The organism is Micromonospora sp. CA-248212, assembly GCF_050948405.1.
Lineage (GTDB): Bacteria > Actinomycetota > Actinomycetes > Mycobacteriales > Micromonosporaceae > Micromonospora.
The window spans coordinates 2,212,163-2,237,276 of record NZ_CP192023.1; the positions used below are offsets into that span (position 1 = coordinate 2,212,163).

21 protein-coding genes are annotated in these 25,114 nt (G+C 70.9%); 16 read left to right on the plus strand and 5 right to left on the minus strand.

Annotation, left to right across the window (positions count from 1 at the left end; translation table 11 throughout):
• Positions 1 to 2: 2 nt before the first annotated feature.
• Together ACQP03_RS10895 and ACQP03_RS10900 are read right to left on the minus strand one after the other, a co-directional pair.
• The gene (locus ACQP03_RS10895; RefSeq protein WP_355050456.1) at positions 3 to 611 is read right to left on the minus strand and encodes a hypothetical protein; all 609 of its coding nucleotides are present in this window, start codon (positions 609 to 611) and stop codon (positions 3 to 5) included.
• Positions 608 to 1,951 carry a hypothetical protein gene (locus ACQP03_RS10900; RefSeq protein WP_433460842.1) on the minus strand — a complete coding sequence of 448 codons (1,344 nt, stop codon included), beginning with the start codon at positions 1,949 to 1,951 and terminating at the stop codon, positions 608 to 610. Before ACQP03_RS10900 ends, ACQP03_RS10895 begins: the two co-directional genes overlap by 4 nt.
• A 100-nt stretch (positions 1,952 to 2,051) precedes the next feature.
• Here ACQP03_RS10900 and ACQP03_RS10905 point away from each other — a divergent pair, with 100 nt between their 5' ends.
• Positions 2,052 to 2,582 carry an adenylate kinase gene (locus ACQP03_RS10905; protein WP_433460843.1) on the plus strand — a complete coding sequence of 177 codons (531 nt, stop codon included), beginning with the start codon at positions 2,052 to 2,054 and terminating at the stop codon, positions 2,580 to 2,582.
• A gap of 6 nt (positions 2,583 to 2,588) precedes the next feature.
• Here ACQP03_RS10905 and ACQP03_RS10910 read toward each other — a convergent pair whose 3' ends face one another.
• Positions 2,589 to 3,278, minus strand: coding sequence for a class I SAM-dependent methyltransferase (locus ACQP03_RS10910; protein WP_433460844.1), 690 nt, complete (start codon positions 3,276 to 3,278; stop codon positions 2,589 to 2,591).
• A gap of 85 nt (positions 3,279 to 3,363) precedes the next feature.
• Here ACQP03_RS10910 and ACQP03_RS10915 point away from each other — a divergent pair, with 85 nt between their 5' ends.
• Positions 3,364 to 4,113: an SDR family oxidoreductase gene (locus tag ACQP03_RS10915; RefSeq protein WP_357120438.1), complete on the plus strand. Its 750-nt coding sequence runs from the start codon at positions 3,364 to 3,366 to the stop codon at positions 4,111 to 4,113.
• 8 nt (positions 4,114 to 4,121) lie between these two features.
• Here the strand turns inward: ACQP03_RS10915 and ACQP03_RS10920 are convergent, their stop codons facing one another.
• Both ACQP03_RS10920 and ACQP03_RS10925 read right to left on the minus strand, forming a co-directional pair.
• Positions 4,122 to 6,317, minus strand: coding sequence for a hypothetical protein (locus ACQP03_RS10920; protein ID WP_357120435.1), 2,196 nt, complete (start codon positions 6,315 to 6,317; stop codon positions 4,122 to 4,124).
• 162 nt (positions 6,318 to 6,479) lie between these two features.
• Positions 6,480 to 7,406, minus strand: coding sequence for an AraC family transcriptional regulator (locus ACQP03_RS10925; protein ID WP_357120432.1), 927 nt, complete (start codon positions 7,404 to 7,406; stop codon positions 6,480 to 6,482).
• Between the two features lie 83 nt (positions 7,407 to 7,489).
• Here ACQP03_RS10925 and ACQP03_RS10930 point away from each other — a divergent pair, with 83 nt between their 5' ends.
• From ACQP03_RS10930 to ACQP03_RS10995, 14 genes are all read left to right on the plus strand, one after another.
• Positions 7,490 to 8,458: an SDR family NAD(P)-dependent oxidoreductase gene (locus ACQP03_RS10930; protein ID WP_357120429.1), complete on the plus strand. Its 969-nt coding sequence runs from the start codon at positions 7,490 to 7,492 to the stop codon at positions 8,456 to 8,458.
• A gap of 95 nt (positions 8,459 to 8,553) precedes the next feature.
• Positions 8,554 to 9,777 (plus strand): FUSC family protein, encoded by a 1,224-nt coding sequence (locus tag ACQP03_RS10935; RefSeq protein ID WP_433460845.1) that lies wholly within the window; start codon positions 8,554 to 8,556, stop codon positions 9,775 to 9,777.
• A gap of 66 nt (positions 9,778 to 9,843) precedes the next feature.
• The gene (locus ACQP03_RS10940) at positions 9,844 to 10,371 is read left to right on the plus strand and encodes a hypothetical protein (protein ID WP_357120423.1); all 528 of its coding nucleotides are present in this window, start codon (positions 9,844 to 9,846) and stop codon (positions 10,369 to 10,371) included.
• A 61-nt stretch (positions 10,372 to 10,432) separates the two neighbouring features.
• Positions 10,433 to 11,275, plus strand: coding sequence for a DUF4097 family beta strand repeat-containing protein (locus tag ACQP03_RS10945; protein ID WP_357120420.1), 843 nt, complete (start codon positions 10,433 to 10,435; stop codon positions 11,273 to 11,275).
• Positions 11,276 to 11,307: 32 nt separating this feature from the next.
• Entirely contained in the window at positions 11,308 to 12,276 is a 969-nt protein-coding gene (locus ACQP03_RS10950; RefSeq protein WP_433460846.1) for an ATP-binding cassette domain-containing protein, read from the plus strand.
• Positions 12,273 to 13,061 carry an ABC transporter permease gene (locus ACQP03_RS10955; protein WP_357120414.1) on the plus strand — a complete coding sequence of 263 codons (789 nt, stop codon included), beginning with the start codon at positions 12,273 to 12,275 and terminating at the stop codon, positions 13,059 to 13,061. The genes ACQP03_RS10950 and ACQP03_RS10955 overlap by 4 nt, the downstream gene beginning before the upstream one ends.
• A 544-nt stretch (positions 13,062 to 13,605) precedes the next feature.
• Positions 13,606 to 15,288 carry a ribulokinase gene (gene araB, locus ACQP03_RS10960; RefSeq protein WP_363661219.1) on the plus strand — a complete coding sequence of 561 codons (1,683 nt, stop codon included), beginning with the start codon at positions 13,606 to 13,608 and terminating at the stop codon, positions 15,286 to 15,288.
• Positions 15,285 to 15,977 (plus strand): L-ribulose-5-phosphate 4-epimerase, encoded by a 693-nt coding sequence (locus ACQP03_RS10965; protein ID WP_357120408.1) that lies wholly within the window; start codon positions 15,285 to 15,287, stop codon positions 15,975 to 15,977. The genes araB and ACQP03_RS10965 overlap by 4 nt, the downstream gene beginning before the upstream one ends.
• 120 nt (positions 15,978 to 16,097) lie before the next feature.
• The gene (locus ACQP03_RS10970) at positions 16,098 to 17,090 is read left to right on the plus strand and encodes an ABC transporter substrate-binding protein (RefSeq protein ID WP_357120405.1); all 993 of its coding nucleotides are present in this window, start codon (positions 16,098 to 16,100) and stop codon (positions 17,088 to 17,090) included.
• Positions 17,091 to 17,278: 188 nt separating this feature from the next.
• Complete coding sequence (locus ACQP03_RS10975) at positions 17,279 to 18,820, plus strand: sugar ABC transporter ATP-binding protein (RefSeq protein WP_355050441.1); 1,542 nt, start codon at positions 17,279 to 17,281, stop codon at positions 18,818 to 18,820.
• Positions 18,817 to 19,887 (plus strand): ABC transporter permease, encoded by a 1,071-nt coding sequence (locus ACQP03_RS10980; RefSeq protein ID WP_357120401.1) that lies wholly within the window; start codon positions 18,817 to 18,819, stop codon positions 19,885 to 19,887. Before ACQP03_RS10975 ends, ACQP03_RS10980 begins: the two co-directional genes overlap by 4 nt.
• Positions 19,884 to 20,876, plus strand: a complete 993-nt coding sequence (gene yjfF / locus ACQP03_RS10985) for a galactofuranose ABC transporter, permease protein YjfF (protein ID WP_357120398.1) — start codon at positions 19,884 to 19,886, stop codon at positions 20,874 to 20,876. The genes ACQP03_RS10980 and yjfF overlap by 4 nt, the downstream gene beginning before the upstream one ends.
• Positions 20,877 to 20,902: 26 nt before the next feature.
• Complete coding sequence (gene araA, locus ACQP03_RS10990; protein WP_357171503.1) at positions 20,903 to 22,405, plus strand: L-arabinose isomerase; 1,503 nt, start codon at positions 20,903 to 20,905, stop codon at positions 22,403 to 22,405.
• 354 nt (positions 22,406 to 22,759) lie between these two features.
• Entirely contained in the window at positions 22,760 to 24,895 is a 2,136-nt protein-coding gene (locus ACQP03_RS10995; RefSeq protein ID WP_357120392.1) for a family 43 glycosylhydrolase, read from the plus strand.
• Positions 24,896 to 25,114 lie beyond the last annotated feature (219 nt).

A 25,114-nucleotide genomic window follows, 5' to 3' on the forward strand; every position in this document is an offset into this window, starting at 1 on the left:
CCTCACTCCCTCGACTTCCAGAAGTGGGTGGTCCCGTTCTCGTCCTTGTACGCGTGGACCTTGCCCGGCTGGCCGAAGAACGCGACCCACCCGGCGACCACCGCGCCGAAGATCACCACCGGAATCCACTTCAGGATGTTGCCGATCAGCTCTGCCACGTTCATCGACACGCTCAGCCGGAAGTTCACGCTGGCCGTGCTGAGCTGATCCCAGTACTGCGCGATCCGCGGGTCCTGCCCGTGCTCGGCGAAGTCGTCGCTGCTGTGGTTGTCCGACACCTTGCCGCTCGCGGAGAAGACGAAGGCGTTGCCGTCATCATCCACGAAGCCCGGCGTGGCGACCAGCGACCAGTTGTGCGTGACGGCGCCGTTCTCGTGCACGTGCCCGTCGAACATGTAGCCGCCGTCGCTGAACAGCCGCAGCCACGCCGAACCCTTGACGCTGGAGGGCAGCAGGCTCCCGGAGAACCACTCGCTCGACGTCTGTTCGAGCTGTACGAGCAGCCGGCGGGTGGAGCCGGTGGGGTGGCCGAGTTCCGTGCCGACCTCCCGCACCGTCAGAGGCGCCTCGAACCGTAGGTACTTCCCGGCCTTCTGACGCAGGCTGTTCATGACGTGGTCACCATGATCGGCACCAGTGCCCGACCGGTCGGCAGCGGCCCGAGCGCCTTGCCCAGGATCGCCCCGACCGCCTTGAGCGGGTCGGCCACCCGCATGGCGTGTCCCCGGGTGGGGGAGGTGGTCAGCAGGTCGCCGGGGCGCACCGCGCCGTGCGCCGCGTCGACCAGGCAGTAGACCTTGCCGGCCAGGGCCAGCGGGCGACGCTGCTCGCTGTCCGGTCGCCGGTCCAGCACCATCGCCGGCGCGAAGCTGCCGGCGCCGGAGACCACGCCGGCCACCGCCGTGTCGTACGGCTTGTCGGCCAGTTCCAACGCGCCGGTCTCGCCGATCACGAGCACCGCCCCCGGGATCGCCGACGGCAGGTGACCGGCCGCGACGTCGAACTCCTCGGCCAGGTCGGCGTTGCTGAGCGAGATGTCGCCGTGCACCCCGTCGATGACCACCGTGTACGCCCGGGTGTCCGGGTTGGCGAAGGACATCGAACTCTGGTCACCGCTGATCGCGACCGTGTAGGTGCGCGTCTTGCTGTGGCAGAACTTGATGTGGTTGTTGGCGCCGTCGAGGTCGACCTCGTTCGCCGCGACGACCTTGGAGTTGACCGCGTTGGTCGCGGACACGTTGGTCGCCGTGACACTGGGGCTGTTCACGTTGTTGGCGGCCCACACGTCGCCCGTGGTGCCGTTGAGCAGCAGCCGGTACTGCCGGGTGTCCGGGTGGGCGAAGGACATCGAGCTGTGCTCGCCGTCGATGCCGATGGTGTACGTGCGGGTCTTGCTGTGACAGAACTTCACGTGGTTGCCCGGCCCGTCCAGGTCGACCTGGTTGGCGCTCAGGCTCCGGCTGTTGACGTTGTTGGCGGCCCACAGGTTGCCGTTCTGCCCGTCCAGAACGGTCGTGTAGGCGCGCTTGTCGTTCGCCAGGCTGATGGTGCTGGTGCCGCCGTTCATCCCGATCGTGTACGCGCGGGTCGTGAAGTTGGTGAGGACGAGAGCGTTGTCGGCGCCGTCGAGCACGACGGCCCGGGCGGCGACGGTGTCGGCGGTGATGGTCGTCGGCGGTGTCGCCGTCGGCGTGGCCGGTGCCGCCTGGGCGTCACCCTTGGCCGCCGGCATCGCCGTGGCGGGCGGCCCGTCGGCGCGCTGCGCCTGCTCGGCCTCGCGGGCCGGCGCGGGTGCCCGGACCGGCGGCGGGGCCGGTGCGGCGACGTCCGCCCGGGCCGGAACCTCGTCCGGGGTGGTTCGTTGCGGCGGTGTGGTCGGTGCGGTGGTGGGCCGGGCGATCGCCTCGGCGCTGTCCGGGTTGCTGGCCTTCGCGGCCTCGTTGCTGGTCATGTGTCCATTGCAGCCGCGAGTCGGGTGGTTGGACGTCCGCAGCCGCTACGTAGATTGGCCCACCCGACTACGTAGTCGTCGGCCGGCGTACGCTGCCGCGATGGCCGCACCGCGTCGCATCCTGATCTACGGGGTGTACGGCGCGGGCAAGTCCACTCTGGCCGCCCGGTTGGCGCAGCGCCTCGACGTGCCGTGGTATCCGGTGGACGACCTGCTGTGGCTGCCGGGCTGGGTCGAGGTGCCGGTCGCCCAGCAGCGCCGCCGGATCGAGGAGATCTGCCGCCGGGACGCCTGGATCCTCGACGGCGCGTACCACGGGTGGCGGGACGTACCGCTGGCGCGCGCCGACCTGGTGGTGGCCCTGGACTACCCGCGGTGGCGTTCGTTCGGGCGTCTGCTGCGTCGTACGCTGCGCCGCCTGGGCACGGGCGAGGTGATCTGCAACGGCAACCGTGAATCAGTCGGCAGCGTGCTGTCCCGGGACTCGATCCTGCTCTGGCACGTCGCCGCGTTCGGGCGCGCACGGCGGCGGATGCGCGCCTGGCAGGCCGATCCGGCCGGCCCGCCGGTTCTCCTGTTCACGCACCCCGCGGCCCTGAACGACTGGCTGTCGAGCCTGCCGCCCCGGTGAGCGCGCTCAGGTCGCCCGCTTGTCGACCCGGGTCGCCCGGCCCACGACGCACGGCGAGGAGGGGCTGGAGCTGCCGGTCGGGAACCGGAAGCGTCGCAGCTCCTCGACGGCGAACCCCGCCGCCGCGATGGCGGCCGTGGTGTCGCGGCCGGTGTGGCAGCCGGCGAACAGCTTCGGCCACAGCGTGGCGTCGGACAGCCGCTGGACCCGGCGCAGGCGGCTGGTTTCCTCGGCCGCGACGTGCTCGAAGAAGCGCAGCTGCCCGCCGGGGCGCAGCACGCGGTGGATCTCGGCGAGCGCTGCCGCCTGGTCGGGCACGGTGCACAGCACCAGCGCGACCACTGCCGCGTCGAACTCGCCGTCGGCGGCGGGAAGCGCCTCGGCCAGGCCGTCGACGACCGTGACCGGCACCGGTGCGCCCGCGGCCGCGCGGACGGCGGCGGCACGCAGGCGACGTTCCGGTTCGACCGCGACGACCTCGGTCACGGCGCGGGGGTAGTGGGGGAACATGCGTCCGTTGCCGGCGCCGACCTCGATCACCCGGCCACTCAGGCCAGCGGCCAGGTCACGGCGGAATTCGGCGGTGCCGGCACGGTCCATGGCGACGCTGAGTCGCTCGTAGACCCGCGCGAACACCGGATGGGACACAGCGGCCACGTCGACCTCCAGGATTCGCGGGGCGGCGACCACAATCATGGGTCGCGATGTCAACCGCGCCGGTCCGGCGCGCTCCGTAGGCTGGGTTCGTCAGGCGATTCGGCACACCGGAAGTGGTCCGATCATGAAGATCGTCGTCATCGGCGGGAGCGGTCTCATCGGCTTTAAGGTCGTCCAGAACCTCGGCGGGCAGGGCCACGAGGCGGTGGCGGCATCCCCGAAGACCGGTGTGAACACCCTGACCGGCGAGGGGGTGGCCGAGGCGCTCGACGGCGCCGCTGTCGTCGTCGACACGTCGAACTCCCCGTCGTTCGAGGACACCGCCGTCCGGGAGTTCTTCGAGACGTCGACCCGGAATCTCCTCGCCGCCGCCGCCACCGCCGGGGTGCGGCACTACGTCGTGCTCTCGATCGTGGGTTCCGACCGGCTCCCGGAGAGCGGGTACATGCGGGCGAAGGTCGCACAGGAGAAACTCGTCGCCGCGTCCGGTCTGCCGTACACGCTGGTCCACGCCACCCAGTTCTTCGAGTTCCTCCCGGGCATCGTCGACGCCGCCACGGACGGCGACACGGCGCGGCTGGCGCCGGTGCTCATCCAACCCATGGCGGCGGACGACGTCGCGTCCGAGGTGACCGCTGTCGCGCTCGACGCGCCGACGAACGGCGTCGTCGAGATCGCCGGCCCGGAACAGTTCCGTCTCGACGAGCTGGGACGGTCCGTCCTCGCCACCCGGCACGACTCCCGTTCGGTCGTGTCCGACCCCGGGGCGCGTTACTTCGGCGCCACGCTGACCGAGCGCTCGCTCGTTCCGGACGACGGCGCCCGCATCGCCGCCACCCGCCTCGACGGGTGGCGTGCCCGAGCGGCGAGGTAGCCACCGCCTCACTCCGGTGGCGTGCGCCGCAGGCGGTGCGCCAACTCCCGCACCGCCGCCGCGAACCGCTCGTCGGACTCGGCCGGCCAGTGCCCGAGGATCGGCGGCGGAACGCTGTCGCCGGGCGGGGTCACCACATCGCTGGGGTCGACCTCCCGGCGATCCACCGCGGCGGCCGGGTCACCGGCGGACGCCTCGGGTCCCCGGTCGGGAAAGACGCGCCCGCCGATCGGGTCGGTGTCCCGCCAGAGGTTGACCCACCGCCAGCCCACCCGGTTGCCGATCTCGTGCAGCACCGCGTCGTCGAGGTAGGCGGGGAAGAGTCGCGCGTAGAGCCGGCGCAGCGGTGACCCGTGCGTGAGCAGCGCGACCCGGCCGCCGATCCGGGATGGCAACTGGAGCACCGCGGCGGCGAGCAGGACCGAGCCGTGGCTGTGCCCGGAGAGCAGCACGCGGTCCCCGCGCTCCACCAGGTAGGTGATCCGCCGCGTCAGCTCCGGCACGGCCCGTTCGGCGTAGCAGGGCGGCGCGAACGGGTGGGCGGCCCGGGGCCAGAAGGTGCCGAGGTCCCAGATGACACCGATGTGCCGCCGGAAGCTGGTGGTGCGGTAGGCGAAGATACCGGCGAGCACCAGGCCGAGAAGGCCCACCGCCTTCACCCAACTGGTGAACGCGATGCTGAAGGTGACCGCGCCCGCCGGCAACCGGGTGTACCGCTCGACGACGTCGCCCGGAAACACGCCCAACAGGCCGAGGGTGGTGCTGGCGGAGCCGACCCCGGCGAGACAACCGAAGATCACGCCCAGCAGCACCAGACGTTCGGTGAAGCTGGCCCGGGCCACCGCGTCGCGTACCTGTCGCAGCCGCGGGCGGGCCTCCGTCGGCGCGTCCGGGTAGTCGCGTGTGACGATCGCCGCCGCACGGCGGCGACGTCCGGAGCGGGAGACCGTGACGACCAGCACGGCGACGAGCGCCGTGACCAGCGCGGTGCGGAGAAAACCGAAGATCGCCCAGGTGTACGCCCGGGGCGGACCCGACGCGATGCCCTCCCCGGTCGGCAGGTCGCGGTCGAGGTAGTCCGCCACCCGGTAGACCAGCTCGGCGGAGTACCCCACCGCCGTGCTGATCCCCGCGGCCGCGATGACCAGCGCTCCCAGCCCGAACAGGGGGCTGCCCCTGCGCCGCCAGAGCAGGAACACGCCGAGGGCGGCCAGCAGGATCGTCTGGGTGGCGAACAGCCAGACCAGCGTCCTGTCGTAGCCGGGCAGTGCGGCGTCCTCGCGCCAGCCGGCCGGGCTGGTCGCCACGTGGGCGGCGACCACGACGGCCAGGACCATCGCGGTCGTGCGCAGGGCGGTGGTGATCGTGTCGAGCCGCCGGTCGGTGGGGGACCGGTCGATCAGCGCCGGCGTGCAGAGCAGCGCCACGCAGGCCGCCAGGACCACGCCGGTGACCACCGCCAACGCGATCGTGGCGACCGAGACGCCGCGCGCGGCGCGAGCGGTGAGCAGGACGAGACTCAACGTCCCGAACGCCGCAGCGACGTGTACGGATCGCAGCCGCCCCACCAGGGGTTCCGCGTCCCACGTGCCGACCGTGCTGAGCCGATGCCCGGCGACCTCCTCGTCGGGCGCGCGGAACGCCTCGAACGACCGTCCGGGCCGGTTGCTGAGCCGCCACACCAGGCCGATCGCGGCGGCCGGGACCAGCGCGAACACCGCCAGTCGTCGCCCGACGGGCTGACCGCTGAACCAGGACAACCAGCTGCGGCCGGCCAGGCAGCGGGGCGAGTTCAGGCAGTGCCAGGCGAGCAGGTCGAGGGCGACGCCGGCGATGGCGAGCACGTACAGCACGGTGAGGGTGAGTGCCAGCACCCGGCAGAGGGACTTGACCACGCTCTCCGAGCGGGGGTTCGCCGGCCGCATCCAGATCGCCACGTTGACCAGCAGGAACGGCAGTAGCAGCACCAGCGCCAGGGTGCGGGCGACGGTTCCGGAGGGTAGGTCGCCCCAGCGGTACGCCTCCAGCGTCACACCGCGCGCCTCGGGGGTCGCCCAGCTCGGCCGGACCCGGACGAAGCCGCCCATCTGGTCGCCCGCGACCTGCACCGTCCGCGCCAGGCCCAGCACCTGCTCGGTGCTCGCGCCGGAGACGCCGTGCACCCGCAGCTCCACGATGTCGGAGGCGGTGTCGGGGCCGCTCATCCGCGCTGATCCATCCGCCACCGCCCCCCGAGACACCCCGACCGCCCGGTGCCGGCGATCGGCCCGTGGGTGGCCCGCCACCGGCGTGGCGGACCGGGGTCTACCCGGCCGGGACGCGCCCAATCGCCCGGGGTCGCCCCCGGTCGGCGCTCGCCGCGTCACCTACCCGCCCGGAACGCTCCCGGCCACCTTGTGGCGGTAGGCGCGTGGTGAGACGCCGGTGACCCGTTTGAAGGCCACGCTGAGGGCGCTCTCCGAGCCGTATCCGACGGCTCGGGCGATGGCCGCGACGGAGTCGGAGCCGTGCCGGATGCGGTCCGCCGCGAGTTCGATCCGCCATCCGGTGAGGTATTCCAGCGGACCGACGCCGACGACCTTCCGGAAGCGGGCGGCGAGCGTCGAGCGGGAGACGGCGGCGCTGCGGGCGATGGCATCCACCGTCCACTGCTGCGCGGGCCGGGCGTGCATCGCCCGCAGAGCGGGGGCGACCACCGGGTCGGCGAGCCCGGCCAGCCAACCGGAGGTGTGCTGCGGGTCGCGGGCGAGGTGCACCCGCAGGACCTGGATCAGCAGGACGAGCGCCAGGTGTTCCGCGACGAGCCGCGACCCGAGCTGAGGCCGCCGCAGCTCGATGTCGATCTGGTCGAGGGCCCACCGGATGGTGGCGGCCTCGGGAGCGTCGGCCGGCACGTGGATGACCGGCGGAAGGCCGTCCAGCAGGAGGCTGCGACCCCTGTCGCCCAGGGAGAACGCGCCGCCGATGAGGAACATGTCGGCACCCTCGCCGACGTGTGCCACGCCGTCGCCGGCGGCGGCGAAGATCGGGTACGCCGGCTGGGTCGGTACGTCGGGATCGCTGAAGAGCGTGTACGACACCGGCCGGGTCAACAGGTAGCAGTCGCCCTCGGTGAGGGCGATCGGTTCGGCCTCGCCCTCGATGAGCAGGTGGCAGCTGCCGCGTCGGATGGCGTTGAACTTGGCGCCGGCCGGCGGGTCGAACCGGACCGCCCAGCGCCCACCCGCGACGAGACCGGCGGACAGGTGCGCGGTGGCACCGAGCAGTGCCAGCACGTCTTCGAGTGGGTCCATCCGCACCGTCCTGGACGCTCGCGAAAGTATGAAGGACTTATGACTATAGGCAGTCCAGGGTGAGCTTGCATAGCGTGGTGGACATGACAGCGCACGCACGCCTCACCACCGGATTCACCGCCCGCACCACCGCCGCCGAGATCCTCGACGGCGTGGACCTGACCGGGCGTCGGATGATCGTCACCGGCGGCGCCTCGGGCATCGGTGTCGAGACGGTTCGCGCACTGGCCGGCGCCGGCGCGCAGGTCACGGTAGCGGTCCGTGACCCGGATCGGGCCGCGGGGATCGTCGAGGAGTTCGCCGGCGACGCCGCGCGGGGAAGCGTCCGGTCGGCCGCGCTCGACCTCGCCGATCTGTCGTCGGTCGACGCGTTCGTCGCGGCCTGGGACGGCCCGCTCGACGCGCTGGTCGCCAACGCCGGCATCATGGCGCTGCCGACCCGTCAGCTCTCGGCCCAGGGCTGGGAGCTCCAGCTCGCGACCAACTACCTGGGGCACTTCGCGCTGGCCGTTGGAGTGCGCGACAACCTGCGGGCGGCGGGCGCTGCGCGGGTCGTGCTGGTCAGCTCCGGAGCACACCTGAGCGCCCCGTTCGACGCCGCGGATCCCCACTTCGAGCGGCGGCCGTACGACCGGTGGACGGCGTACGGGCAGTCGAAGACGGCGGACGTACTGCTGGCGGTGGGCATCACCCGGCGGTGGGCGGCGGACGGGATCACCGCCAACGCCCTCAACCCCGGCTACATCCACACCAATCTCCAGCGCCACCTCGACGACGACACGATGCGCGCGCTCGGCGGGATGGACGAGGCGGGCAACCTCGTGGTGCCGGACTACTACAAGACGCCCGCCCAGGGTGCGTCGACCACGGTCCTGCTCGCGGCGTCGCCCCTGCTTGAGGGCATCGGGGGCCGGTACTTCGTCGACAACCAGGAGATGGAGGTGGTTCCCGGTGGCCCCGATGCCTCGGACGGCGTCGCGGACCACGCGGTCGACCCGGTGGCCGCGGACGCGCTCTGGGCGTACGCCGAGAAGGCGCTCGCCGAGCGCTGAGCGGGACCGCCGTCCGACGCCGGGCGCGGCGCGGGCCCGCGTGGCCGCGCCCGGCGTTCAGGATTGATCGGGGTGGGGCGGGGTAGCCGCCCGCCATGGTCGCTGCCGGTCGTCCCGGTGTGGACGGGGACGCGTCGGCGCGCGCCGACGGGGCAGCGCCGCCCGGCCCGGCGTCGACCGCCGCGCGGCTGCGGGGCCAGCTGTCGGGCACGCTGCGGGATCGAGCGCGGCGGGTTCGGGGTATCGGGGGGCTGGCCCTGCAGGCCGGCGTGGCAGCGGCGCTGTCCTGGCTGGTGGTGCGCGACGTGCTGCACGTCTCGCAGCCGGTGTTCGCGCCGATCTCCGCGGTCTCCACCCTCGCGGCGTCGGTCGGGCAACGCCTGCGCCGCACCGTCGAGCTGATCATCGGTGTCACCGTCGGGGTGCTGGTCGGTGACCTGCTGCTCGGGGTGATGGGCACCGGGTGGTGGCAGCTCGCTCTGATCGTCGTGTTGGCGATCGTCGTCGCGCTGTTCCTCGTCGGCAGCGCGGCCGTGGTGATCCAGGCGGGCGCTACGGCCGTGCTCATCGCCACGCTGAGTCCAGCCGTGCGCGACCTGGAGATCCCCCGCTTCGTGGATGCTCTCGTCGGGGGCGCCGTGGCACTGCTGGTCACCGCCGTCCTGCTGCCGTTGAGCCCGTTGCGGGTGCTCAACCGGGCCGCGCGACCGGCGCTGGACCTGCTCAGCGCCCAACTCGACGCCACCGCCGGCGCGTTGGCCGACCGGGACATCGACCGCGCGCTGACCGCCCGGGCGAGGTTGCGGCAGAACAAGGACGAGTTGGGTGCGCTCGTCGAGGCGACGCAGGGTGCCCGGGAGGCCAGCACCCTCTCACCCGTGCACTGGCATCAGCGGCAGGGGCCGGTGGCCCGGTACGCGCGCACGGCGGAGCCGATCGACCGGGCCATGCGCAATGCGGGAACGCTGATCCGTAGGGCGGTGACCCTGCTCGAGGACGGTGAGCCCGTCCCGGAACCCCTGCCCACGGCGGTCGCCGGCCTGGCCGAGGCGGTACGCCTGCTCCAGCGGCAGTTCGCCGCCGGCAAGGAGCCCGTTCAGGCGCGCGAGCGGGCGCTCCGCGCGGTCTGCGCCGCTGGCGACGCCTACCGGGAAGGCGTCGGTTTCTCCGGGAACGTCGTGGTGGCGCAGGTTCGGACGACCGCCAGCGACCTGCTGGTGGCCACCGGTCTGAGCCAGGAGGCCGCGAACCGGGTGGTCCGCCGCGCGTTCGCAACCGCTGACACACCCGCTGACACACCCGCTGAGCAGCGCCGATGACTACCGTGGCAGCAATCTGAGCCACAGGTGTTGCATGCTGAGCCAAAGTGGTGCCATGATGGTGCCATGGACTTGAGGCCGTACGTCGAGAACCTGCGTAACGAGTTCGCCGTGGCAGCCGAGGGCGTGGATCCGGAGAGTCGGGCGCTGGCCGAACGGCTCTTCACCCAGCTCGAAGCGGCCACCCATCTCACGCTGCTCGAGGCGCTGTCCGACGCGGCCGACGAGATCACCCGCGATCTCGCCCCCGGGTCGGTGCACGTCCGGCTGCGCGGACGCGAGCCCGACTTCGTGGTGGCGCCCGCCGCCGCGCCCACGGACGGGCCGGGCGAGCCCGCCGCGCCAGCTCCGGCCCCGGCGCCTCTGCTGCCACCCGAGGGCGACGAGGGCGGCACGTCCCGGATCAACCTCCGCCTTCCCGACCACCTCAAGGCCAGCGTCGACGAGGCCGCGAGTCGCGCCGGGCTCTCCGTCAACGCGTGGCTGGTGCGCGCCGTCGCCGGCGCGGTCGGGGCCGGTGGCCCCGACCGTCAGCCGCCGCGCCGGCCGGAGCCCCCGAGGTCCGGCCAGCACGTCACCGGCTGGGCGCGCTGAGCAGCCGCACACCCACCCCGTAGCTCTTTCCGCCTCCGCCAACACCTCCCGGGAGACCACCATGCCTGTTTTCGACACGCCAGAACCGATCTCCGTCCAGGTCGAGCTGCCCATCGGGGACGCCTGGATCGCCGCGACCGACCGCACCGACACCGTGGTACGGGTACGGCCCCGCGACCCGTCGAGCAAGGCCGACGTGAACGCGGCCGAGCAGACCTCCGTCGACTTCGCCGCCGGGCAGCTGCGGATCAGGGTGCCGAAGAGCTGGCGCCGGTACGGCTTCGGCTCCGGCCCGTCGGTCGACGTCCTGATCGAGGTGCCGAGCGGCACGCGGCTGCACGCCGAGGCGGCCTGGGCGGCCTTCCGCGGCGAGGGTCGGCTCGGTGAGTGCCGGATCAAGACCGGAAGCGCGATCCGGCTGGAGGAGACCGGGCAGTTGGAGATCGACAGCAGTCACGGCGAGGTCGTGGTGGAGCGTGTTACCGGTTCGGCCCGGGTGAAGGCGTCGTCCGGCAAGGTGCGCCTCGGCGCGGTAGACGGCACCGCCGAAATCAAGAACTCCTCCGGCGACTGCTGGATCGGGCGCAGCGGAGGCGACGTCCGCATCAACACCGCGTACGGCGACATCACCGTCGACGCGTCGACCGCCTCGGTGGCGGCGCGCACCGCGTACGGCAACGTGCGGCTGGGTGAGGTCGTGCGCGGGTCGATCGAGTCACAGACCTCCTACGGCGCGATCGAGGTGGGCGTCCGGCGCGGCACCGCCGCCTGGCTCGACGTCAGCTCCCGACACGGCCGCGTCCACAACGCCCTCGACGCCGCCGACAGCCCGGCCGAGACCGACGAGACGGTCGAGATCCGCGCCAACACGTCCTACGGCGACATCACCATCCGCCGCGCCTGACGCGCCCCGGCCCGACCACAGATGAGGAAACCATGACCGGCAGCAGCAGACCCGCGATCGTCACCACCGAGCTGCGCAAGTCCTACGGCGACAAGGTCGTGCTCGACGGCATCGACCTGATGATCACCGAGGGAACGATCTTCGCGCTGCTCGGCCCCAACGGCGCCGGCAAGACCACCACCGTGCAGATCCTCTCCACCCTCCTTTCGGCCGACGGCGGCCACGCCCGCGTCCTCGGCCACGACGTGACCCGCGACGCCGACGCGGTACGCGAGCTGATCGGCGTCACCGGCCAGTTCTCCGCGGTGGACAGCCTGCTCACCGGCCGGGAGAACCTGCACCTCATGGCCGATCTGTGTCACCTGGACCGCGCGGCGGGTCGCCGCCGGATCGCCGACCTGCTCGACCAGTTCGACCTGACCGAAGCGGCGGACAAGCCGGCCGCGACGTACTCCGGCGGCACGCGCCGTCGACTCGACCTCGCGATGACACTCGTCGGCGATCCCCGCGTCATCTTCCTCGACGAGCCGACGACCGGGCTCGACCCGCGCAGCCGCCGCGCCATGTGGCACATCATCAAGGCGCTGGCCGCCGAGGGCGTCACCATCCTGTTGACGACCCAGTACCTGGAGGAGGCCGACCACCTCGCCGACCGCGTCGCCTTCCTCGACCACGGTCGGCTGATCGCCGAGGGTGCCCCGCACGAGCTCAAGCGGCTCATCCCGGGCGGTCACGTGGTCCTGCGCTTCACCGACCAGGGCCAACTCGACTCGGCGGCCCGTACGTTCGCGACGGCCACCCGGGACGACGCCGCGCTGACCCTCGAGGTGCCGAGCGACGGCGGGGTGGGTTCGCTGCGGTCCCTCCTCGACGACCTAGACCGGGGCTCCATCACCGTCGCCGGTCTCGCCGTGCACACCCCGGATCTCGACGACGTCTTCCTCGCCCTCACCGGCCAACCCGACGCCCCCTCCAGCCGTGAAAGGGCCACTGCGCGATGAGCACCCTGACCTTCGCCCTGCGCGACTCCTCGACCATGCTGCGGCGCAACCTCCTGCACATGCGCCGCTACCCGTCGCTGACCCTCATGCTCATCGGCATCCCGGTCATCCTTCTGCTGCTCTTCGTGTACGTCTTCGGCGGCACGCTCGGCGCCGGCCTCGGACCGACCGGCGGCCGGGCCGAGTACGCCAACTACGTCACCCCCGGCATCCTGCTCATCACGGTGGCCAGCGCGGCGCAGGGCACCGCGATCTCGGTCGCCATGGACATGGCCGAGGGCATCATCGCCCGGTTCCGTACCATGGCGATCTTTCGACCGTCGGTTCTCACCGGCCACGTCGTGGGCAGCGTGTTCCAGACGATGGTCAGCCTGGCGGCCGTCACCGGCGCGGCGCTGCTCGTCGGGTTCCGCCCCACCGCCGACGCCGTCGAGTGGTTCGCCGCGATCGGCGTGCTGACCATGGTCACCGTCGCCGTCACCTGGCTGTCGGTCGCCCTGGGCCTGGTCACCAGGAGCGTCGAGACGGCCAGCAACCTGCCCATGCCGCTGGTGCTGTTGCCGTTCCTCGGCAGCGGGTTCGTCCCCACCGACTCGATGCCGACGCCGGTCCGCCTGTTCGCCGACTACCAGCCCTTCACCCCGGTCATGGAGACGCTCCGCGGCCTGCTGCTCGGCAGTGGAATCGGTGTCAACGGGCTCCTCGCGGTCGCCTGGTGCGCCGTCATCACGGTCGGCTGCTTCTGCTGGGCCAAGGCGCTCTACAACCGTCCGCGCACGGCCTGACCCAACGTCCTCCGACGACCGACGACCGACGACCCGGCCCGGATGGGGGCCGGGTCGTCGGTGTGTCACCGGGCGGTCCCTGCGTCAGCCGGGGGCCCGGCCCGCCCGTCCGGCGGGGCCCGGAAAGCCCCGACACGGCCGGCCCGGAGCCGATCACTCCGGCGACGAGTCGACCCCGCGATCATGCATCGAATGTTATCGATAACACGCCGCGCCGGCCAGCGACCCGCCGTGGCGGTCGGGTGCTGGAGCGCCGGGTCAGGGGTCCGGACGCGGCGGCGGCGCGTTCGACGGGTCTGATCATGCCTGGGTGGCGACGCCGTCGATGTTATCGCTGCCATCCGCGCCGGCCGTCGATCGTCATCGCCATCTGACGGGGTCGCGACCGCCCGCTGCCCCGGATCGAGCGCCTTGCGCCGGTCCGGTATTGACGCGCCCGAGTCGGTACGGCCTCCGCGTTCCGTTACGGAGCTGTTGCAGGTAGATGTCTTGACGAGGCTGGATGTGAGCGTTAACACTATCCCCGTTAACGGTGGAGGTGAACATGGAGCGTGTGGGCGGAGCTGCCGAAAGCTACGTCGTGGGTGTCGATTTCGGCACCCTCTCCGGGCGGGCCCTGGTGGTCCGGGTTTCTGATGGTGCCGAGCTCGGGACCGCGGTGCACGAGTACGGCGACGGGGTCATCAGCGAGACGCTGCCCGGAGGTCGGTCGCTGCCCCCGGACTGGGCGTTGCAGAATCCGGACGACTACCGCGACGTGCTGCGCCACGCCGTTCCGGCCGCGGTCGCCGCGGCGGGGGTGGACCCGGCGGCGGTAGTGGGCATCGGCATCGACTTCACCGCCTGCACCGTGCTGCCGACCGACGCCCACGGCACCCCGCTGTGCGAGGTTCCCGAGCTGCGCGACCGGCCGCACTCCTGGGTCAAGCTGTGGAAGCACCACGCCGCGCAGCCGCACGCCGACCGGATCAACGCGCTGGCCCATGAGCGGTCGGAGCCGTGGATCGGCCGGTACGGCGGAAAGATCTCCGCCGAGTGGCAGTACGCCAAGGGTCTGCAGCTCCTGGAGGAGGACCCGGAGATCTACCACCGGGCCGAGCGGTTCATCGAGGCCGCCGACTGGATCGTCTGGCAGCTCAGCGGCACCGAGACCCGGAACGTCTGCACGGCCGGCTACAAGGGCATCCTGCAGGACGGGCAGTACCCGTCCGAGAGCTTCCTGACCGCGCTCAACCCTGACTTCGGCGACTTCGTGGCCAAGCTCGACGGTCCGCTGCTGCCGCTCGGCGCGCGGGCCGGCACGCTCAGCGCCCGCGCCTCCGCCTGGACCGGCCTCCCGGAGGGGATCGCCGTGGCGGTCGGCAACGTCGACGCGCACGTCACCGCGGCCTCTGCCCAGGCCGTTCAGCCCGGTCGGCTGGTCGCCATCATGGGCACGTCCACCTGCCACGTGGTCAACGGCGAGCACCCGGCCGAGGTCGCCGGGATGTGCGGCGTGGTCGACGGCGGCATCAGCCCCGGCGCGTGGGGCTACGAGGCCGGCCAGAGCGGTGTCGGCGACATCTTCGGCTGGTTCGTCAAGCACGGCGCACCGGCCGGGTTCGACTCGCACGAACGTCTCACCGAGCTGGCCGCCAGCCAGCCGGTCGGCGCGCACGGCCTGATCGCGCTGGACTGGTGGAACGGCAACCGCTCGCTGCTGGTCAACCACGACCTGAGCGGGATGATCGTCGGGATGACCCTGGCCACCCGCCCGCAGGACATCTACCGCGCGCTGCTGGAAGCCACGGCGTTCGGCACCAGGATGATCATCGACGCGTTCGTCGAGGCCGGGGTGCCCGTCAACGACCTGGTGATCGCCGGCGGCCTCACCAACAACAAGCTCCTGATGCAGATCTACGCCGACGTGACCAAGCGCCCGCTGAACATCATCGCGTCCGCGCAGGGGCCGGCGCTCGGCTCGGCGATCCACGCCGCCGTCGCCGCCGGGGCGTACCCGTCGATCCACGAGGCGTCCCAGGCGATGGGGCGGGTGCACGAGGCCGTCTACACGCCGGACCCGGAGCGGGCCCGTGCCTACGACGGCCTGTACGCCGAGTACCGGGCGCTGCACGACCACTTCGGTCGCGGCGGCAACGACGTCATGCTCCGCCTCCGGGCGATCCGCAACGCGGCGGTAGAGGCCGCCGTGCCCACCCACGAGGCCACGCTGGAGGTCGTCGCATGAACGCAGAGGTGAGCCGGCAGATCGGTGAACTGCGCGAGACCGTTGCCCGCCTGCACAGCGAGCTGACCCGGTACAACCTGGTCGCCTGGACGTCCGGCAACGTCTCGGCGCGGGTGCCCGGCCAGGACCTCATGGTCATCAAGCCGAGCGGCGTGGGCTACGACGACCTCACGGCCGAGACGATGGTGGTCTGCGACCTCGACGGCGTCCTCGTCGAGGGTGACCTGGCGCCGTCCAGCGACACGGCCGCCCACGCCTACGTCTACCGCGCCATGCCCGAGGTCGGCGGCGTGGTGCACACGCACAGCTCGTACGCCAGCGCCTGGGCGGCCTGTGGCGAGGCGATCCCCTGCCACCTCACCGCCCAGGCCGACGAGTTCGGCGGGGAGATCCCGCTGGGCCCGTTCGCGCTGATCGGCGGCGACGACATCGGCAAGGGCATCGTCGCCACGCTCTCCGGGCACCGTTCACCCGCCGTGCTCATGCGCAACCACGGTGTCTTCACCATCGGCCGCAACGCCCGCGCGGCGGTCAAGGCCGCGGTCATGTGCGAGGACGTGGCCCGTACCTCGTACCTGGCGCGCACCCTCGGGCAGCCCGTGCCGATCGCGCAGGCCGACATCGACGCCCTCTACCACCGTTACCAGAACGTCTACGGCCAACAACCAGTCGCACCGGCGAGCTCCTGACCGTCTCCACACGGCCCGCCGGTCTGCTCCACCGACGCACCAGCACGCACCACCCGCGTACGCCACCTCTGCTCGTCGGCGGCTGACGCGGTCCCCACCACACCCAGCCAAGGAGATCTGATGAGAAAGATGCGAACGCAGCGCGCTATCGCGGTCCTCGCCAGTGTGCTGCTCATCGGCGGCGTGGCGGCCTGCGGCAACAGCGACACCGGCGGCGGCGGGTCCAAGGACGATGGCAAGATCACGATGGGCTTCTCCCAGGTCGGCGCCGAGAGCGGGTGGCGTACGGCGAACACCACCTCGATCAAGGAGTCGGCGGCCGCGGCGGGCATCGAGCTGAAGTTCGACGACGCGCAGCAGAAGCAGGAGAACCAGATCAAGGCCATCCGCAACTACATCCAGCAGAAGGTGGACGTCATCGCCTTCTCGCCGGTGGTGGAGTCCGGTTGGGACACCGTGCTCAAGGAGGCCAAGGACGCCGGCATCCCGGTCATCCTGACCGACCGCTCGGTCGACTCGGCCGACAAGAGCCTCTACAAGACCTTCCTCGGCTCGGACTTCGTCAAGGAGGGCAAGCTCGCGGGCGAGTGGCTGGTCGAGCAGAAGAAGGGCGCCACGGGCCCGGTCAACATCGTCGAGCTGCAGGGCAACACGGGTGCCGCTCCGGCGAACGACCGCAAGAAGGGCTTCGGCGAGGCGATCGCCGCCAACCCGAACCTGAAGATCATCGCCTCGCAGCCGGGTGACTTCACCCGGGCGGGTGGCAAGCAGGTCATGGAGCAGTTCCTCAAGGCCAACCCGAAGATCGACGTGCTGTTCGCGCACAACGACGACATGGGTCTGGGTGCTCTCGAGGCGATCACCGCGGCCGGCAAGGTGCCGGGCAAGGACATCACCATCATCACGGTCGACGCCGTCAAGGACGGTATGCAGGCTCTCGCCGACGGGAAGTTCAACTTCATCGCGGAGTGCAGCCCGCTGCTCGGCCCTCAGCTGATGGACCTCGCCAAGAAGGTCAAGGCGGGCGAGACGGTGCCGGCTCGGATCGAGACCGAGGAGACCACCTTCACGCAGGAGCAGGCCAAGGAGGCTCTGCCCACCCGCAAGTACTGATCGACGAGGAGGGGTCGCCACGCTCGCGTGGCGGCCCCGCCGCGTCGCCCCGTAAACCACGAACGGACCGGGCATGACCCGCGACGACCCGCGCCACGCCCGCCCGAGCCCAGGTGAAGGGCCGGGCGGGCGCGGTGGGAGCGCAACGGCCCATCCGCGTCGACAACCCCCAGAAGAGGTCTGATGGGATGACGGATAGCCGTCCGGTCCTGACGATGACCGGGATCAGCAAGTCCTTCCCCGGGGTGCGTGCACTCCACGACGTCAACTTCCGGCTCTTCCCCGGCGAGGTGCACGCCCTGATGGGCGAGAACGGCGCCGGGAAGTCGACCCTCATCAAGGTGCTGACCGGCGTCTACGACACGGACGACGGCACGATCACCCTCGGCGGCGAGCCGGTGTCCTTCAGCGGGCCGATGCAGGCGACGGCCGCCGGGGTGAGCACCGTCTACCAGGAGGTCAATCTCTGCACCAACCTCTCGGTGGCGGAGAACATCTTCATCGGACGTGAGCCGAGGCTGTTCGGCGCCGTCCGCTGGGGCGAGGTCCGCCGCCGCGCCCGCGCGCTCCTGAGCCGTCTCGACCTCGACCTCGACGTCAGCGCGCCGCTGGGCTCGTACTCCCTCGCGATCCAGCAGATGGTCGCGATCGCCCGCGCGATCGACATCCAGGCCCGGGTGCTGATCCTGGACGAGCCGACGTCCAGTCTCGACGCGGGTGAGGTCGCGCAGTTGTTCCGCATCATGCGGCAGCTCCGCGACGAGGGCATCGCGATCCTGTTCGTGACGCACTTCCTCGACCAGGTCTACGAGATCGCCGACCGCATCACGGTGCTGCGCAACGGCGGTCTCGTCGGCGAGTACCTGACCGCCGAGCTGCCCCAACTCGGCCTCGTCGAGAAGATGATCGGCAAGGAGCTCGACGTCCTCGAGGGGATCGAGGAGCACTCTCGGCGCGACCTGGCCGCGATCGAGGAGGGCACCCCCCTGGTGGCGGTGTCGAAGCTGGGCCGGGCGGGCGCGGTCGAGCCGTTCAGTCTGACCATCCACCCCGGTGAGGTGGTGGGCCTCGCCGGCCTGCTGGGCTCGGGGCGTACCGAGGTGGCGCGGTTGTTCTTCGGCGCCGACCGGGCCGACGGTGGGCAGGTCGCGATCGACGGCACGTCGAGCAGTTTGCGTACCCCCGCGCAGGCGATCGACCAGGGCGTCGGCTTCTGCTCGGAGAACCGTCGGGCCGAGGGCATCGTCCCCGACCTGTCGGTCCGCGAGAACATGATCCTCGCCATGCAGGCCGCCCGGGGTTGGCTGCGCCCGATCCCGCGCCGCCGCCAGGACGAACTGGTCGACAAGTACGTCAAGGCGCTCAACATCCGTCCGGCGGACCCGGAGGTGCCGGTCCGCAACCTCTCCGGCGGCAACCAGCAGAAGGTGCTCCTCGCCCGCTGGCTGATCACCGAGCCACGGCTGCTGATCCTGGACGAGCCGACCCGCGGTATCGACATCGGCGCGAAGACCGAGATCCAGCGGCTCGTGGCGCAACTGTCCGACGGTGGGATGGCGGTGCTGTTCATCTCGGCCGAGTTGGAGGAGGTGCTGCGCCTCAGCCACAAGGTGGCGGTCATGCGGGACCGGCAGATGGTCGCGCAGCTCGCCAACAACGAGGACCTCGACGCGGAGCGCATCATGCAGACGATCGCGAGTGGATCCCACCGGGAGGAGGCGGACCGATGAACGACACGAAGGGCCGCTATCGGACGATGATCGGTCACCGGCTGTTCTGGCCCGTCGCCGTGCTGGTGGTCATGCTCGCCGCGAACACGATCTACCGGCCCGGGTTCCTGTCCATCGAGCTCAAGGACGGGCACCTGTACGGCACGCCGATCGACATCCTCCGGCTGAGCGCCCCGCTGATCCTCGTGGCGCTGGGCATGACGCTGGTCATCTCGACCGGCGGCATCGACCTGTCGGTCGGCTCTATCTGCGCGATCAGCGGCGCGGTCGCCTGCATGTACATCAGCAAGCAGACCGACCAGAGCAGCCTCGCCGTGGTGCTGACCGCCCTCGCGATGGCGTTCGGTATCTCGCTGGTGCTGGGCGCCTGGAACGGGGTGCTGGTGGCCGTGATCGGCATCCAACCGATCATCGCCACGCTGATCCTGATGGTGGCCGGTCGCGGCCTCGCCCAGCTGATCACCCAGGGCCAGATCATCACCATCAACTCGGGGCCGTTCCGGGCCATCGGGCTGGGTCACCTGCTGACCCTGCCGCTGGCCATCTTCATCGCGCTGGCCGCCGCACTGCTCGTCGCCGCGTTCACCCGTCGCACCGCGCTCGGCATGATCGTCGAGTCGGTGGGCGGCAACGCCGAGGCGAGCCGACTGGCGGGCATCCGGTCCAACCGGGTCATCTTCCTCGTGTACGTGCTCAGCGCCGCCTGCGCCGCCGTCGCCGGTTTCATGATGACGGCCAACGTGTCCAGCGCCGACGGCAACGCCGTCGGCCTCTGGGTGGAGCTGGACGCCATCCTGGCGGTCGTCATCGGCGGCACGTCCCTCGCCGGCGGCCGGTTCTACCTCAGCGGCACCATCCTCGGGGCGCTGATCATCCAGACCCTGACCACCACGGTGTACGCCATGAACATCTCGCCGCAGACGTCGCTGCTGTTCAAGGCGGTGGTCGTCATCGCTGTGTGCCTCATCCAGGCGCCGGCCTTCCGGGCCCGGTTCAGCCGGCGACGGAAGAGCACCCCGCCGCCGCGCCCCGTCGCCGACAAGCCGAAGGAGCAGGTGCCGGCATGACCACCGGATCGCTCACCGCCCCCCGCCGCACCCGGTTCCGGCTGCCCCGGCGGCAGGTGCCGGTGCTGGCCACGCTCGCCCTGCTGCTGGTGATGTACGGCATCGGCGTGTCCCAGTACACGGCGTTCTCGAACGTCCAGGTCATCTTCAACGTCTTCATCGACAACGGCTTCCTGCTCGTCGTCGCGGTGGGGATGACCTTCGTGATCCTCACCGGCGGCATCGACCTGTCGGTCGGGTCCGTCGTCGCCATGACGGCGATGGTGTCGGCGGCGCTGTTGGAGAAGGGCCTGCCGGCGGCGCTCGTACTCGTGATCGCGCTGCTCATCGGGCCGACGCTCGGCCTGTTGATGGGCTGTGTCATCCACTTCTTCGACATCCAGCCGTTCATCGTGACGCTCGCCGGGATGTTCTTCGCCCGGGGCATGTGCACGTTCATCTCGGACTCGTCGATCCCGATCACCGACGGTTTCTGGACCAGGATGTCGCAGGAGCGGATCGGCGATCCCCGGGGCAACTTCGTCTCGATCAGCGTGCTGATCGCCTTCGCCGTGGTGCTCGTCGCCGCGTACGTGCTGGCGTACACCCGGTTGGGACGGAACGTTCACGCGATCGGCGGCAACCCGCAGTCGGCGCTGCTGATGGGCCTGCCGCTGGGGCGTACCCGGATCGCCGTCTACACGATCAGCGGGCTCTGCTCCGCGATCGGCGGAATCCTGCTGTCGTTCTACACCCTCTCCGGGGCGCCGCTGATCGCCGTCGGCATGGAGCTGGACGTCATCGCCGCCGTCGTCATCGGTGGCACGGTGCTCACCGGCGGCTCGGGTTACATTTTCGGCACCGTGCTCGGCGTGCTGGTCCTGGGTGTGATCCAGACCCTCATCACGTTCGACGGCAGCCTCAACTCCTGGTGGACCAAGATCGTGATCGGCGGCCTGCTCTTCGCGTTCATCCTCCTGCAGCGACTCATCGGAATCCGTTACAAGTGACCGCCCCTCTCGCGGAAGGCAACCCCATGGCACCACACCCCGAACCCGAGATCTGGTTCCTCACCGGCAGCCAAGGCATGTACGGCGAGGAGACGCTCCGGCAGGTCGCCGAGCAGTCCCGCCAGATCGCGGCCACGCTCGACGACTCGCCGCAGATTCCCGCCCGGGTGGTCTGGAAGCCCGTCCTGACCAACAGCGGCGAGATCCTGCGGGTCTGCCGGGAGGCCGCCGCCCAGGGCGCGATCGGGGTCATCGCCTGGATGCACACGTTCTCGCCGGCGAAGATGTGGATCGCCGGGCTGGACGCGTTGCAGACGCCGCTGCTGCACCTGCACACCCAGGCGAACGTCCTGCTGCCGTGGGACGACATCGACATGGACTTCATGAACCTGAACCAGGCCGCGCACGGCGACCGTGAGTTCGGGTACATCCAGACCCGCCTCGGTGTGGCCCGCAAGACGGTCGCCGGGCACGTCAGCGACCCGCGGGTGACCGCCCGGGTCGGCGCCTGGGCCCGTGCGGCGACCGGCTGGTCGGCGATGCGGTCGCTGCGCCTGGCCCGCTTCGGCGACAACATGCGCGACGTCGCGGTCACCGAGGGCGACAAGGTCGAGGCGGAGCTGCGCTTCGGGGTGTCGGTCAACACCTACGGCGTGAACGACCTGGTCGAGGTGGTCGGCGAGGTCGCCGACGCCGACGTGGACGAGCTGGTCAAGGAGTACGGCGACACCTACCGCGTGGGCGCCGAGCTGCTTCCCGGCGGTGAGCGGCACGACTCGCTGCGGTACGCCGCCCGCCTCGAGTTGGGTATGCGTGCCTTCCTGGAGGCCGGTGGGTTCCGGGCGTTCACCACGAACTTCGAGGACCTCGGCGGCCTGCGTCAGCTCCCCGGCATCGCCGTCCAGCGGCTGATGGCGGACGGCTACGGCTTCGGCGGCGAGGGCGACTGGAAGACCTCCGTCCTGGTGCACACCATCAAGGCGATGTCCGTGGGGGTCTCGGGCGGCACGTCGTTCATGGAGGACTACACCTACGACCTGACCCCGGGCCAGGAGGTGGTGCTCGGCGCGCACATGCTCGAGGTCTGTCCGACCATCGCGTCCGACGTGCCCAACGTCGAGATCCACCCGCTGAGCATCGGCGGCCGGGAGGACCCGGTGCGGCTCGTGTTCGACGCCGCCCCCGGCCCAGCGGTGGTGCTCGGGTTGGCCGACATGGGGGAGCGGTTCCGGCTGGTGGCGAACGAGATCGACGTCGTGCCGCCGCCCCAGCCGCTGCGCCGGCTGCCGGTGGCGCGCGCCGTCTGGCGACCGCGGCCGGACCTGCCGGTCTCCGCCGAGTCCTGGATCACTGCCGGCGCCCCGCACCACACGGTGCTCTCGCAGGCGGTGGGCGCCGAGGAGCTGCACGATCTGGCCGAGATGAGCCGGACCGAGCTGGTCGTGATCGACGCCGAGACCACGACGCGCCGCTTCGCCGACGAGATCCGCTGGAACCAGGCCTACTACCGGCTGGCGCGCGGCTTCTGACCTGCGCCGAACCTCTGCTGAACCGGGTGGTCCACCCCTGCCTGCGGGCCGGGGTGGACCACCCGTTCGGGTTTGCGTCCGGGCTCTGCCGCGTGCATTAGCAGGCCGGCGGGCCGGTTGTGTTACGCCTTGACTAAGAGCATGTTATCGCTCACAGTCTATAGCCAAGGTGGTCGATGTCGTTGCCTGGTCCGGCCGTGCGCGCGTCCTAACCCCCCGTCGTCGGCATCGTGTGCCGTGACGCCCGGGGCGTGCTGTTAGCGATCACATGGCCGGGCGTGGTCAGCTCGGTGCCCCGCCCGGTGCCGCGGACGCCGGCCCAGACCGCACGGTTCGCGTCAGCAGAGGAGGATCATGCTTTCCATCGGTCGGGTTCCCCGGGGTGCGCCACGCCGGCGCAACTGGCTGTCGAGATTGGCCGTCGCCGCGACGGCACTGGTGGTCGGTGGCGCGGCCGTGGCGGTGGCCGCGGCGCCCGCGTCGGCGGCCACCGTCGACACGAGCGCGTGGTACGTCCTGGTGAACCGCAACAGTGGCAAGGCGTTGGACGTCTACAACCTGGCCACGAACGACGGTGCGCGGATCACGCAGTGGACGCGTAACAACGGCAACCAGCAGCAGTGGCAGTTCGTGGATTCCGGTAGTGGTTACTACCGGGTCAAGTCGCGGTTGTCCGGCAAGGTGCTGGATGTTTCCGGCCGGTCGACGGCCAACGGCGGGGCGATCGTGCAGTGGTCGGACAACAACGGGACCAACCAGCAGTTCCGGCTTGCCGACTCGGACGGCGGCTACGTCCGCCTGGTCAACCGCAACAGCAACAAGGTCATGGAGGTGCAGGGCGCCTCGACGGCCGATGGTGGCAACATCGTGCAGTACGACGACTGGAACGGCACCAACCAGCAGTGGCAGCTCGTCCGCGTCGACGGCGGGGGCAACCCCACTACGCCGCCGCCCACCACGCCGCCCCCCACCACGCCGCCACCGTCGAACGGCACGTTCTCGAACCCGGCCATCTGGCAGGACTTCGCCGACGTCGACATCATCCGGGTGGACAACGTCTACTACCTGACGTCGTCCACCATGCACTACTCGCCCGGCGCACCGGTCCTGCGCTCGTATGACCTGGTGAACTGGGAGTACGCCGGGCACGCCGTGCCCCGGCTCGACTTCGGCTCGAAGTACGACATGAGCGGCGGCAACGCGTACGTCGACGGGATCTGGGCCTCGACGTTGAACTACCGGCCGAGCAACCGCACGTACTACTGGGCCGGGTGCATCGACTTCGCGCAGACGCACATCTACACCGCGTCGGCCGTCGACGGCACCTGGAGCAAGCACACCACCATCCCCAACTGCTACTACGACGCGGGCATGCTGATCGACGACAACGACACCATGTACGTGGCGTACGGCAACACCACGATCAGCGTCGCCCAGCTCTCCGCCGACGGGAAGTCCCAGGTACGCGCCCAGCAGGTGTACCAGACCCCGTCGAGCATCGGCACGCTGGAGGGCGCCCGGTTCTACAAGCGCAACGGGGCCTACTACATCTGGCTCACCCGGCCCGCCAACGGCCAGTACGTGCTGAAGTCGACCAACGGCCCGTTCGGCCCGTACGAGCAGCGTCAGGTGCTGCTCAACCTGCCCGGTCCCATCTCGGGCGGCGGCGTGCCCCACCAGGGCGGTCTCGTGCAGACCCAGAACGGCGACTGGTACTACATGTCGTTCGTCGACGCGTACCCCGGTGGTCGGATGCCGGCCCTGGCGCCGATCACCTGGACCAGCGACGGCTGGCCGGTGCTGCAGACCGTCAACGGCGCGTGGGGCAGCTCCTACCCGAAGCCGAACCTGCCCGCTCCGCCGCGTGCGGTGAAGCCGCTGACGGGCACCGACACGTTCGCCGGCACCACCCTCGGCCCGCAGTGGGAGTGGAACCACAACCCGGACAACAGCCGCTGGTCGGTCAACAACGGGCTGAACCTGCAGACCGCCACCGTGACCGGCGACCTGTACGCGGCGCGTAACACGTTGACGCACCGGATCCAGGGCCCCACCTCCACCGCCACCATCGAGCTCGACTACTCCACGATGCGCGACGGTGACCGCACCGGCCTGGCGGTGCTGCGCAACTCGTCCGCCTGGATCGGCATCAAGCGGGACAACGGATCGACGCGTCTGGTGATGCAGAACGGTCTCACGATGGACGGTAACTGGAACACCACCAGCACCGGCAGCGAGGCGGCGAGCACCGCCATCTCCGGCGGACGGATCTGGTTGCGCGCCAACGCCGACATCAGACCGGGCTCGGGCCGGCAGGCGCGCTTCTCGTACAGCACCGACGGCGTGAACTTCACGTCCTTCGGCAACGCCCTGACGCTGGCGAACAACTGGCAGTTCTTCATGGGCTACCGGTTCGCCATCTTCAACCACGCCACCCAGGCGCTCGGCGGCTCGGTCGCGGTCCGCCGCTTCGACCTGACCACACCGTGACGCCGGTCACACAACGAGTGAGGTGACGGCATCGCCCACCCCGCAGGGGGAGGGTTCGTGTCGTCGCAGCAGACCAGTCGCCGCCCTGTTCCACGCTCTGTCCAGGAGCTTGGAGCGGGGCGGCGGCCCGTTGCGGCCACTTCCGACCGAGGGCGACGGCGCGAGGTGCGCGCGGAACTCCGGCGCGACCTGGCACCCGCCGTGTCTTCGCGTTCAGCC